The organism is Joostella atrarenae (assembly GCF_021764745.1).
In the GTDB taxonomy this organism is placed as follows: Bacteria; Bacteroidota; Bacteroidia; order Flavobacteriales; family Flavobacteriaceae; genus Galbibacter; species Galbibacter atrarenae.
Genome location: NZ_JAETXX010000001.1, coordinates 123,948 through 136,432 on the forward strand (window position 1 = coordinate 123,948; position 12,485 = coordinate 136,432).

General features: G+C 32.6%; 10 protein-coding genes. 5 read left to right on the forward strand and 5 right to left on the reverse strand.

The genetic code is table 11. From position 1 onward, the window contains the following. Window positions 1-175: 175 nt before the first annotated feature. Entirely contained in the window at window positions 176-511 is a 336-nt protein-coding gene (locus tag JM658_RS00545; RefSeq protein WP_236957278.1) for a single-stranded DNA-binding protein, read from the reverse strand. Between the two features lie 180 nt (window positions 512-691). Here JM658_RS00545 and JM658_RS00550 point away from each other — a divergent pair, with 180 nt between their 5' ends. Beyond that, window positions 692-2,212: a carbon-nitrogen hydrolase family protein gene (locus JM658_RS00550; RefSeq protein WP_236957279.1), complete on the forward strand. Its 1,521-nt coding sequence runs from the start codon at window positions 692-694 to the stop codon at window positions 2,210-2,212. Window positions 2,213-2,327: 115 nt separating this feature from the next. Continuing rightward, a complete protein-coding gene (locus JM658_RS00555) occupies window positions 2,328-2,678 on the forward strand; it encodes a hypothetical protein (RefSeq protein WP_236957280.1) in 351 nt (116 codons plus the stop codon). 23 nt (window positions 2,679-2,701) lie between these two features. On the opposite strand, the gene JM658_RS00560 is transcribed toward JM658_RS00555, so the two are convergent. Beyond that, window positions 2,702-3,163, reverse strand: coding sequence for a CBS domain-containing protein (locus JM658_RS00560; protein WP_236957281.1), 462 nt, complete (start codon window positions 3,161-3,163; stop codon window positions 2,702-2,704). A gap of 266 nt (window positions 3,164-3,429) precedes the next feature. Between JM658_RS00560 and JM658_RS00565 the strand changes: the two genes are divergently transcribed. The 3 genes from JM658_RS00565 to JM658_RS00575 all read left to right on the forward strand — a co-directional run bounded on the left by JM658_RS00565 (window position 3,430) and on the right by JM658_RS00575 (window position 7,657). Then, window positions 3,430-5,697, forward strand: coding sequence for a M20/M25/M40 family metallo-hydrolase (locus JM658_RS00565; protein ID WP_236957282.1), 2,268 nt, complete (start codon window positions 3,430-3,432; stop codon window positions 5,695-5,697). Further along, the gene (locus tag JM658_RS00570; RefSeq protein WP_236957283.1) at window positions 5,697-6,509 is read left to right on the forward strand and encodes an SDR family oxidoreductase; all 813 of its coding nucleotides are present in this window, start codon (window positions 5,697-5,699) and stop codon (window positions 6,507-6,509) included. The genes JM658_RS00565 and JM658_RS00570 overlap by 1 nt, the downstream gene beginning before the upstream one ends. Before the next feature lie 416 nt (window positions 6,510-6,925). Then, entirely contained in the window at window positions 6,926-7,657 is a 732-nt protein-coding gene (locus JM658_RS00575) for a hypothetical protein (RefSeq protein WP_236957284.1), read from the forward strand. A gap of 91 nt (window positions 7,658-7,748) precedes the next feature. Here JM658_RS00575 and JM658_RS00580 read toward each other — a convergent pair whose 3' ends face one another. From JM658_RS00580 to JM658_RS00590, 3 genes are all read right to left on the reverse strand, one after another. Continuing rightward, window positions 7,749-9,824: a M13 family metallopeptidase gene (locus JM658_RS00580; RefSeq protein ID WP_236957285.1), complete on the reverse strand. Its 2,076-nt coding sequence runs from the start codon at window positions 9,822-9,824 to the stop codon at window positions 7,749-7,751. Window positions 9,825-9,922: 98 nt separating this feature from the next. After that, entirely contained in the window at window positions 9,923-10,456 is a 534-nt protein-coding gene (locus JM658_RS00585; protein WP_236957286.1) for a hypothetical protein, read from the reverse strand. A gap of 154 nt (window positions 10,457-10,610) precedes the next feature. Next, window positions 10,611-12,437, reverse strand: coding sequence for a family 43 glycosylhydrolase (locus JM658_RS00590; protein WP_236957287.1), 1,827 nt, complete (start codon window positions 12,435-12,437; stop codon window positions 10,611-10,613). Between the last annotated feature and the right edge of the window lie 48 nt (window positions 12,438-12,485).

Consider the following 12,485-nt stretch of genomic DNA (forward strand, 5'->3'; position numbering starts at 1 on the left):
GCTTAAAATCTAAGTGTTGTAAAAAGTTTCAGAAAAGCGAATCTAAACGTTGTAAAAAATGTCCATGCTTCGATTTAATGAAAGAGAAAGCAGCATAAACTTTTTCTTAAGAATATTTATACTATTTGTGAGCGTATTAATAATGATTTAATACGCTCTACAGATAGCCTACTAACTATTCTTTTCCAAGCATTAATATCTCATTACAGTTAATCTCTGTTACATAACGCTTCACTCCTTCTTTGTCATCATAATTTCTAGAAGTAAGTTTGCCTTCAATAGCAACCTCTTTTCCTTTTACTAAATACTTCTCTACAATATCCGCAGTTTTACCCCACGCAATTATATTATGCCACTGAGTATCTTTAACCACATTTCCCTTTTGATCCTTGTAATTTTCATTTGTAGCGATAGAGAATTTTGCTAACTTTTTACCGCTATCTAAATTGATAACTTCAGGGTCATTTCCCAAATTCCCTATTAACCGTACACTGTTTCTTAAGCTGTTCATAATTGAAAAAATTTAAAAGATTAATATTATAATTAATTGTAAATTCGATATGCTCAAATCGACAATGCAAAGATTGTTCAGAACCAAATATATACTCGGTTCTTACTTAGTTACTTTCGTTTAAATACGGTTGTAATCATTTGTAGTCGTTTGAAAATTGTTTTTTAAAGAAGAAAAAATATGGAAACTATAAACAAAATAGAGCTTAGAAATCTTCATATTGAAGATTACTTAGAATTAAAATCTTCCATGACTGAGGCGTATAGCGAGATTGAAGGCGCTGCATGGAAAGAGCAAGAAATAAAAAAGCTACTCTCCATTTTTCCAAAGGGACAGTTAGTAGTTTTAGCAGATGATAAAGTTGTTGGGTGTGCTTTATCTTTAGTTATTGATGAAAAAGATATAGACGACAATCATACCTACGAAGAAATAACTGGAAATTATACCTTTTCCACGCATAATTCTTTAGGTAATATTTTATACGGAATCGATGTTTTTATTCATCCAAAGTATAGAGGTTTACGACTTGGAAGACGTTTGTATGACAAACGAAAAGAACTTACCGAGCAATTAAATTTAAAGGCTATTATGTTTGCTGGCCGTATTCCTAATTACAGCAAACATTCTGATGAGATAACTCCTAAGCAGTATATTGATAAGGTGAAAATGAAGGAATTATTTGATCCTGTTCTTGCCTTCCAATTAAGTAATGATTTCCATGTTAAGAAAATCATGAAAAATTATCTGGAAGGAGATGCAAACTCATTAGATTATGCAGTTTTAATGGAGTGGAATAATATCTATTATGATAAAAGTCCAAAGCTCATAAATTCTGAAAAGTCTATTGTAAGATTGGGGCTTATTCAATGGCAAATGCGTCCATTAAAAAACTTAGATGCTTTATTCGAACAAGCTGAATTTTTTATTGATGCTGTTTCTGGTTACGGAAGTGATTTTGCTCTCTTTCCAGAATTATTCACTGCTCCTTTAATGGCAGATTACAATCACTTAAACGAAGCAGATGCCATTCGGGAATTGGCAAAATATACAGAACCAATCCATCAAAAGTTTCAAGAGTTTGCAATCTCCTACAATATAAATATTATCACAGGAAGTATGCCTCACATTATTGATGGGAACTTATACAATTCTGGATTTTTATGTAAAAGAGATGGTACTTCAGAAATGTATACGAAGATCCATATTACTCCAAACGAAGTTTCGCATTGGGGAATGAAAGGTGGCGATGCAATTCAAACCTTTGATACCGATTGTGGTAAAATTGGAATTATAATATGTTATGATGTTGAGTTTCCTGAATTAAGTAGACTTTTAGCTGATGAAGGAATGCAATTATTGTTTGTTCCCTTTTTAACAGACACTCAAAATGGTTACACACGTGTTAAAAGTTGCGCCCAAGCTCGTGCTATCGAAAACGAATGCTACGTTGCAATTGCTGGTTGTGTTGGAAACCTCCCAAAAGTTAATAATATGGACATCCAATATGCGCAAGCTGCAGTTTTAACACCTTCAGATTTTGCTTTTCCTAATAATGGTATCAAAGCTGAAGCAACTCCAAACACAGAAATGACTCTTTTAGTAGATGTAAATATCGATTTATTAAAAGAACTTCATGAGCATGGAAGTGTCCGAATTTTAAAAGACCGAAGAAACGATCTTTATGAAGTAAGAAAAAAATAGTACCTTATATACTTATAAAACTACCTCAGTATATTTCTGGGGTAGTTAAATTACTTCTTTTAAAAAGGTACATCACTAAATTAAGCCTACTTGAAGAATTAACATCTTATAAAACATGGAAAAAGTTTGTCTTGAATGTGGTGAAAAATTAATTGGTCGAGCCGATAAGAAATTCTGTAGTGATTATTGTAGAAATGCTTTCAATAATAAACTGAATAAAGACAGTAAAAATCTTATCAGAAATATTAATAATAGACTTCGAAAAAATTATAGGATTTTGGAGGAACTAAATCCAGAAAGTAAAACCAAAACTACTAAAACCCGACTTTTAGATAAAGGTTTTGATTTTGAACATTTCACAAGTACATATACCACAAAAAAAGGAACTACATATTACTTTTTATATGATATAGGATACCTGCCACTGGAAAATGACTATTACATGATTGTTAGAAGAGAACGCTAGTTTTCTCCTAAAAAAAGTAGTTATTAATAATTATGACTATTTAATTTCAAAGCAGCCACAACAATATCCTTTCTACTTATTTGACCCACTAGCTTTCCATGATCCATTACTGGAAGTCTTCTTCTATGGCCTTCATAAAACCGCGATGCAGCATCAAAAATATTCATATCATGAGGAATCGTCTCGACATCTACAGTCATAAAATTCTCTACATTTTTTTCTAAAATCGGCATATTAAAATAGCGACTTTCAGAAATTTGCTTCATACAATCTGCTTCAGAAATAATCCCAACAAGCTTCCCATGATCATCACATACTGGACCACCAGAAATACGATGCTTTAAAAAGAGCTCCATAACTTCTAAAATAGATTGATCTGGCTTAAAAATCACTAGATTTTTAGTCATATAATCTTCAACCAGAATTGGCGCATCATATTGCTTCTTCTGTTCTTCCCTTGCTCCTTGAAAACTTTTAATCCCCATATTCTTGTAGTTTTTTAAGATTGGTGTTAATTATAAATATAACTAATTATAATGAAATAATATAAATTATTAGTAATCTTATAGTTAATTTTTTAAGTCATTGTTAAAACTAAGGATGTGAATGGTAGATTCTAAACAAAAAAGAACCTGAATAATGGATAGAAACTATTTTTTTAGGAGAAAAACAAGTTAGATGGGAAACATGAGAAACCCTTAATTTAAAAATCCTTATTATTATATTTATGCTTTGAACTAAACCTTTTCTTGTGAAAAAATATTCCCTAATACTATCATTTCTTGTTCTCGTTGGAATTACCGCTTGGAGATTCTATGATTTAATGCCTCAAACGGATTCATTTACTGGTAAGTTTTCAGTAGAAAACACATTAAATCATATTAAGAGAATATCGGAAAAACCTCATTTTGTAGGTTCAGATACTCATAAAGAAGTTGAAGAATACATAATTTCTGAGCTAGAAAAACTAGGTCTAAAAACTGAGACTCAAGAAGGTTATACTACTGGAGATTGGGGAAACCTAAGTAAAGCTAAAAATATAATAGCTAAAATAAAAGGAACAGAAAACGGTAAAGCTCTTGTTCTTATGTCTCATTATGACAGCAGCCCTCACAGCTCATTAGGAGCAAGCGATGATGCTGTGGGTGTGGGTGTGATCTTAGAAGGAGTGAGAACATTTCTAGCTGATAATAAACAGCCAAAGAATGACATTATCATTTTATTTACAGATGCTGAAGAGCTAGGACTCAATGGTGCGCAACTTTTTGCTGATAAACACCAATTAAAAAAAGATATTGGATTAATCCTAAATTTTGAAGCTAGAGGGAGCGGCGGACCTAGTTATATGCTTATTGAAACAAATGGCGGGAATAAAAATATGATTGAGTCTTTTGCTGAAGCGAATCCACAATTTCCAGTAGCAAATTCTTTAGCTTATAGTATTTATAAAATGCTTCCTAATGATACAGATCTTACTGTTTTTAGAGAAAATGCTAATATCGATGGCTTTAATTTTGCTTTTATAGACGATCATTATGATTACCATACTGTTCGTGATAGTTTTGAAAATGTTGACAGGAATACATTAAGGCATCAGATTTCTTATCTTATCCCTCTGCTGAACTTTTATGCTGATTACGACCTCTCTAAAATAAAATCGGAGGTTGATTATATTTACTTCGACGTCCCTGTTTTCAACTTTGTTTATTATCCCTTTAGTTGGATAATTCCGATGTTGGCAATTGCTATTGCTTTATTTTTAATTATTATCATAATAGGATTTAAAAAAGCAAAGCTAAGTGTAAGAGGTGTTTTAAAGGGATTTGCGGCTTTTATACTTTCGTTAGCCTTAGCAGGTATAATCGGCTACTTCAGTTGGACTACATTACTAAAAATCTATCCACAATATCAAGATATTTTACATGGATTTACATATAACGGTCATTTTTATATTGCTGGCTTTACAGCTTTAAGCTTTGGAATATGCTTCTTTATCTATGCTAGATTCAAAAAAGTTGAAACTCAAAATCTAATCATAGCACCAATATTCTTCTGGATCATAATCTGTGCAGCAATAGCCACTTATTTAAAAGGAGCTAGCTTTTTTATAATCCCTGTATTTGGTGCCTTAGGAGCACTATATATGTTACTCCATCAGAAAAATAAAAAACCTCAATTATTATTTCTAATTATATTATGTATCCCCGCAATATGGATCCTAGCACCTTTAATCCATATGTTCCCCGTAGGTTTAGGATTAAAAGTACTTGTAGGTTCTTGCATATTAAGTGTGCTTCTTTTTGGATTATTACTTCCTGTTTTTGGATTATATCCGAATAAAAAATCTTACGCTTATTTAGGGTTTTTAATAGCTTTACTATTTTTAATCTCAGCCCATTTTCAAGCGGAATTCAGTAAAGAAAATCCACATCCAACCAGTTTGGTATATATATTAGATGCAGACACTAATACTGCTAAATGGGCTACCTATAATAATGTTTTAGACCTTTGGACATCACAATATGTAAAAACAAAAGATTCTGTAACAGATAAAAACTCCAATTTTAGCAGTAAATATGGTACTGGGTTTACGCATATAGCAACGGCTCCAATTAAAAATATTCCTATTCCAGCTATAGAAATTATAAAAGACACTGTTATTGGTAATAAGAGGGAAGTTACAATCTGCATTACACCCCATCGAAATGTAAATCGGTTAGAGATAACTACAGATAGTACACCGCTATTTGGTTGTAAAATAAATGGAATTAGTCTTACCGATAATTATTTAAAAAATCGAGACAGTAGACTTTTAACACATTACATTAGTAATAATGATTATTCTGAATTAAATTTAGTTTTTAAGGCTAATGATAAACCTGTTCTAACTTTTTATGAAGCTTCAAACGATCTTCTAGAGCATCCTTTATTTAGTATTCCTCCTCGTCCTGAAAATGCAATCCCCATGCCTTTTGTTTTAAATGATGCTATATTGATTAAAAAAACTATAAAACTATAATGTCAAAAAAAATTGCAGTACTAGGTTGTGGATGGTTAGGCTTGCCGCTTGCCAAATCATTTGTAAAGAATAATTATCAGGTAAATGGGGCGACAACCTCTGTAGATAAAATTCTGCACATAGCGCAACATAAAATAAATCCATTTTTAATTGCTGTACATAAGCATCATATAGAGGGTAATATTAGTTATTTCCTTCAGGATGTAGACATCCTATTTATAAATATTCCTCCACGTATCAGAAGAAATTCTAACGCTAATTATATTTCAAAAATTAAAACCCTTTCTGAAAAAATAGAAGAGTCCAATATTAAGAAGGTTATTTTTATAAGTAGTTCTTCCGTTTATGCTAATAATAATGATATTGTAGATGAAAACACACCTCCTAAACCGGAGACGGAAAGTGGCAAACAAATTTTAGCTTCTGAAGAGTTATTAAAGAGTAATCCTAACTTTAAAACCACTGTAATCCGCTTTTCTGGGCTTTACGGAGATAAAAGACACCCAATAACCACATTATCTGGAAAGAAAGATGTATCGAATCCAGAGGCGCCAGTAAACCTAATTCACCTAGAAGATTGCATCGGAATTATAAATGCCATTATCGATAAAGATGTTTGGGGAATAACCTTTAATGCATCTGCACCAAAACATCCTTCTAGAGAAGAATATTACACAAGTCAAGCAGAAAAAATGGGACTCGAACCACCTACATTTGACAGGTCCAAGAAAACGCAGGGAAAAACGATTACCTCAACATTAATTAACACACATTTATCATATAATTTTACCTATCCTAACTTAGGATATTGAACCAAGTTAAAAACCTTAACATAGCGACTATTTTCTAGTTAAATATAGGTTAAACACTAAAATAGCTTAAGTTCAAATTGAACCTTATTTGTAATTTTACAGTGTAAAAGAAATTAAATATTTGTTTTTCATTATACATAAAACCAAGAATTAGGTTAGGTTTTTAAGTTAGTTTAGATTAGTTTATTAAAAAGGAGGGTTGCTTATCCATAAGAGCAGTTCTCCTTTTTTTTATGCATAAAAATGTCTGAAATGCTAAATTCGTAATTAATCAAATTGGTTTTCTTTTACAGCTATAAAGCGGAATAAGCCTCATATTATGGGATTTATTGAAATATTTTAATAGATTTGGCGCATTAAGAAAAGCTTATCTTATAATAAGTCACCTTAAAGTTTTTAAATATAATTTTTCAACTATGAAACAGACAGCAATATTAATGATGTTCTTCGCATCATTTTTTGGGTTTTCTCAAAACGATGCTACACTTACCAAACATTACGAAGCTTTCTATAAACAAATGAAAGAACAAGGAGATGTTAGAGGAGTTATTAATGCCTTAACGCACTTAAATGTAATTAGCCCAAATCAGGCTAGAATAGATACATTAGCTTTTTTTTATAGCAATTCTGGGCAACACGTTCAAGCAATTAATCTTTTAGGAACTGAAAAAGATACAAAAGCTTCTAATCTTGCTGTTGAAGTAAAAGCTAGATCTTTAAAAGCTGTAAATCAGCCGCAATTAGCAGTACAGCAATTCGATATAATGTTCAGCAGAAAACCAGATATTTATATTGCATACGATTTAGTAGATCTTAATTTACAAATCGGAAAAATTGTAGAAGCGCAAACTTACATTAAATACGGATTAGAAAATGCTAAAGATGAAGACATGCTTCCTTTTTATGAAGCTAATCCACCTTACCAAGTGCCTTTAAAAGCAGCTTTTAAATACCAAGAAGGGCTTTTAAAATATAATGAAGACAAAACAAATATAGATGCTGCAATAAGTACTATTGATGAAGCTATTGTTATGGCTCCAAATTTTACTCTTGCTAAAAATATAAGACAACTTTTATTAAATCAGAAACAAGAAGGAACTGCTGAAAAAATAAACCCAGCAACAACTCCTAAAACTGAAGGAGAATAACAAACCCTTTCTGAATAAAAAAAGCGCTTTAAGAATTTCATTCTTAAAGCGCTTTTTTTTGAATTAACATTCGTTAATTAGGTCTTATAAATTACCAAATCTTAATACGTTCTTCTGGAGTTAAATACATAGCATCTCCTTCTCTAATATCAAAAGCATCATAAAATGCATCTATATTAAGTAAAGGCTGTGTTGCTCTGTACATTCCTGGAGAATGTGGATCTGTTTTGATTCTATTTTTAAGCGCCTCATCACGCATTTTTGTTCTCCAAACAGTTGCCCAAGACATAAAGAAACGTTGCTCTGGTGTAAATCCATCAATTTTCCCAGGATTACCATGCTCTTTTAAGTGCATTTGCAGACCATCGTAAGCAGCATTTACTCCTCCTAAATCTCCAATATTCTCTCCTAAAGTAAACTTACCATTAATAAATACATCTGGAAGCACTTCAATTCTGCTGTATTGAGAAGCTAAAGAATCTCCTAAAGCATTAAACTGTGTAAGATCTTTTTCTGTCCACCAGTTTACTAAGTTTCCATCAGCATCAAAATCTGCTCCGCTATCATCAAAACCATGAGAAATTTCATGTCCAATTACAGATCCCATTCCTCCATAATTCACAGCAGCATCTGCAGTAAAGTTAAAGAATGGTGGCTGTAGAATTGCAGCTGGGAAAACAATCTCATTATAAGATGGATTGTAATATGCGTTTACAGTTTGTGGAGACATAAACCACTCTGTTTTATCTACAGGCTTCCCTAATTTATCAATAGTTTTTGCGAAGTTCCATTTAGAAACATTCAATCTATTTTGATAGAAAGAACCTCCATCTTTAGCAGTTTTTATTTCTAAAGAGCTATAATCTTTCCACTCATCAGGATATCCTACTTTAATAGTAGTTTTATCAAGCTTCTCGATTGCTTTCTTCTTAGTTTCCTCGTTCATCCATGGCAAAGCATTAATACGCACTTCATACGCCTTAATTATATTTGCTATCATATCTTTAGCTTGCGCTTTTGCCTCTGGCGGAAATTTTTCATCTACATAAAGCTTCCCTAAAGCCTCGCCTATAGAACCATTTACAGTTTGTAAAGCTCTTTTACTTAAAGGCTCCTGCTCTTTTGCTCCTCTAAGTTCTTTGCTATAAAACTCCCAATCTGCTCTATCCATTTCTTTTGTAAGCGCATTAGAAGCACTGTTTACAAGCCCCCAACGTAAATACGCTTTCCAGTCTTCAACATCTCCAGAACTAAAAACAGTCTCTAAAGATTTTGTATAAGCAACTTGACTAATATCTATTGTATCAACACTAGCAGCTCCAATACCTTCAAGATATTCTTTCCAATCTAAAGAAGGAACCATTTTCTGAAGATCAGAAATAGCAGTTGGATTGTATGTTGTTTTAGGATCACGTCTTGCAACTTTATCTAGCATTTTTTCAGCCAATTCCGTTTCTAATGCTAAGATGTTTTCAGCCTGAGTAGCAGCTGCCTCTTCATCATAACCTACAAACTGAAGCATACGTGTTATGTGAGCCACATATTTATTGCGAAGCTCTTTAGACTCATCATCTTGATCTAAATAGTAGTCTCTATCTGGTAAACCTAATCTACCTGCTCCTAAAGAAGCAACATTCTTATTACTATCTTTTGCATCGGATCCTACATTAAATCTAAAGAAACCAGCCCCTGTTGTAGGTGTCATTTCTATAAAATATGCTTGAAGGTCCTCTTTATTTTTAATAGCTTCGATTTTCTCTAGATATGGTTTTAATGGAGCTACTCCTTGCTCCTCTCTAGAAACTGTATCCATAATAGACTCAAACATTCTTACAGCTTTCGCTTGATCAGAATTTTGATCTAATTCAGAATTATCTTTCGCATTATTAAGAATCGCAAGCGCATCGTCATCTGTATTCACTCGTAGTTCATTGAAACTTCCCCAAGTAGTTTTATCATCTGGGATTTCTGTTTCATCTAACCATTTTCCATTAACAAACCTAAAAAAGTCATCTTTAGGACTGGAAGTGGTATCCATGTATTCAAGGTTTATACCAGGTATCGTCTCTACCTCAGCAACCTCTTTTTTTTCTTCAGTCTTACAAGAAGCAAGAAAAACAACTGAAGCAAGCCCATATATAATAGGCTGATTAAAAGTTAATTTCATATGTGAATTAGTTTTGTTAAGAATCCTTGCAATTTAAAGGAAATTGTTATTCTTAATAAACTTGCACTACTTAATTAACATTTCTTTAAGAAAACTGTTTAAGGCTTTACTTTTGAAGGAGGTGTATTGTTTATAAAATCCTCGTAGATCTTACTTTTCAAAGATTCAGATAATTGATCGCGCAACGCATTATAAGACATCATTACACGCTTTCTGGTGATGTTTATGGAATCTATCGGTGCATTTTCTTCTAATCGCACCTTTAACTGATTGCTAAACGTATTAAACACAATAAGCCTGCTTTTTACGTCTGGAATTTCAAACTTAGCAGGAAATAAAGTGTCTTTTTCTATATCCTTATCTAAACGGATAAACTCTTCAGCATAATAAGTAAGATCTCCCGTATTCTGACGCTGAAACTTCTCCATCAAACTACTAAGCTCCTTGAACTTTTTCCACTTATTTATTTCTGCCAACTTTTCTTTACTGATACTCGTTATTGCTGGCAGCTGACTATAAGAAACTTGAGCGTTTTCATCAGAAACGACTACCTCTTCTTTATTCTCATCGTTTCCACAACTGAAAATAAATAGACTTAAGCTGAATGATAATATGTATATAGATTTCTTCATTTCAAGTTTCAAGTTTCAAGTTTCAAGTTTCAAAGATAAGAGAATAGTTTTATTTATTCTGAATAACTACTGAAGAGAAAACACAAAATAATACAAACGCAGAAATTGAAAATATTAATTTCAACTCCTGCGTTATATATTGACAAACTTTTTATTACTCGGTATACAAAACCTCACTTTTCTGAGAGATTCCATTTTCATTAAATGCTTCTATTTGATAATAATACCCTTGATCTGTGTTTAAAGCTCTCAATTCGTAATTTGGATCATCGTACATCAATGCTGAAAGATTTAATTTATCTTTTTCAATTCCCCAATAAATTACATATCCTGTAGCATCTTTTACAGCGTCCCAAGTCAACATTGTATTCCTTCTATCTCCTTGTCTTTCAGCTTTAAAATGTTTAGGTGTTTTAGGAGCTTTCTCTTTCCCTTTACCAAATACTCTAAACTCAGAAATTGCTAAATATTTATTAGTACAATGCACATGATTATATCTAATATATCTTGCTTCCGCATCTTTAGCCAATTCTATGTATGCGTGGGGTATATCTTTATTATTTTTACTATAATCAGCGATCGTGTTCCATTTCTTACCATCTAAAGAACCTTCAATTGTAAATTGTTGTCTCAACGTATCTGGACGACCAAAAACAGTACTTTTGTAATCTTGAAAATTAATCTGAATGGCTTTTACATCCATAGGCTTCTGTAAATCTACTTGTACATAAATAGAATCGTTATTTTCTTCAGAAACCCAATACGAGCGAATCTCTTCATCATTAATTTTATCAATTTCAAAACCTTTTATTTGCTCTTGCATATAACCTTTATCACTTTCATCCACTACCTTATTTTCACCTTTTACTAAAGGAGAATTTGTAGTGACTGGCTTGTTGTAAGAAAGCAACATCCAACCTGTAAAACGCTCTTTATGATCTGCCACTTTTGTCCCTGGAAGGTAATGCGGATAATCTCCATATGCAGTATTTACAAACATCTGTCCATCATCTTCAAATCCTGCAGGATACATCCCCAACCTTCTTTCAAATTTAAAATTCACCGAGATTGCCATCGTAGAATAATGCCAATAATTTCCATTATTATCTTGTACTGTACTTCCGTGTCCGGCACCTTTTAAAAACCCTCCAGGCTTGTATGAAATAGGATTATAAGGCGCGTATGTAAATGGTCCTAACGGACTCTTACTAGTATAAACACCATCGGCATAAACATTCCATTGTGTTCCTGGTGCTCCATATTCTAAATAATAAGTGTCATCATATTTCACCATCCAAGGTCCTTCAATAAAAGGTTTTATATCCGACTTATGGTCTTGACCAAAACGTTCCCAACCATGAGCTACTGGATGCAAATTGAAAAGGTGTTTTTGATCTCCCATAGGAGTATAATAATTCGCCGTATCCAATTCTACCCCACGAATAGGCCATTTATTAGAAGACTCTTCATATAAATAAACCTTATTATCATCATCCACAAAAAGATCAGGGTCTTGAACTCCATGTGGAACATTTATAACTGCATAATTTGTTTTCCAATCTCCAACATCAGGGTTATCGGTTTCTATAACAGCACCGCGTCCAGATGGGTCTCCTAATACAAGAATTTTTCCATTTCTAACGGCTGCCGCTGGGGCATTACTCCCATTAAAATACCATCCCTGTGGTTTTATAAACTTCCAATTACTCATATCATCAGATGTCCAATAACCATGAGAACGAGTTACGAATAAGTAATATTTCCCTTTAAAATTAACAATCGCAGGATCGGCGCCAGAACGATAAGACACATCACTTGTTCCTCTGTAATGGGACATATAAGTATAATCTATATCAATAGGATTGCAATACGTTTTATAATCTTGTTTAGCTAAAGTTTCTTGCGCTTGAGTGTTTATAAATAACCCTAAAAAAAGGAAAATAAAACATGTTTTTACTGATCTTGAAAAACTGAAAATCATATAATGGCGGTATTTAATATGTGAAATTCGAAACTAGGTAAAACCTGT

What these genes read in the sequence shown, in the direction of transcription:
- JM658_RS00545 (WP_236957278.1), bottom strand. Translation starts at nt 511, where the DNA reads ATGAACAGCTTAAGAAACAGTGTACGGTTAATAGGGAATTTGGGAAAT.
- JM658_RS00550 (WP_236957279.1), top strand. Translation starts at nt 692, where the DNA reads ATGGAAACTATAAACAAAATAGAGCTTAGAAATCTTCATATTGAAGAT.
- JM658_RS00555 (WP_236957280.1), top strand. Translation starts at nt 2,328, where the DNA reads ATGGAAAAAGTTTGTCTTGAATGTGGTGAAAAATTAATTGGTCGAGCC.
- JM658_RS00560 (WP_236957281.1), bottom strand. Translation starts at nt 3,163, where the DNA reads ATGGGGATTAAAAGTTTTCAAGGAGCAAGGGAAGAACAGAAGAAGCAA.
- JM658_RS00570 (WP_236957283.1), top strand. Translation starts at nt 5,697, where the DNA reads ATGTCAAAAAAAATTGCAGTACTAGGTTGTGGATGGTTAGGCTTGCCG.
- JM658_RS00575 (WP_236957284.1), top strand. Translation starts at nt 6,926, where the DNA reads ATGAAACAGACAGCAATATTAATGATGTTCTTCGCATCATTTTTTGGG.
- JM658_RS00580 (WP_236957285.1), bottom strand. Translation starts at nt 9,824, where the DNA reads ATGAAATTAACTTTTAATCAGCCTATTATATATGGGCTTGCTTCAGTT.
- JM658_RS00585 (WP_236957286.1), bottom strand. Translation starts at nt 10,456, where the DNA reads ATGAAGAAATCTATATACATATTATCATTCAGCTTAAGTCTATTTATT.
- JM658_RS00590 (WP_236957287.1), bottom strand. Translation starts at nt 12,437, where the DNA reads ATGATTTTCAGTTTTTCAAGATCAGTAAAAACATGTTTTATTTTCCTT.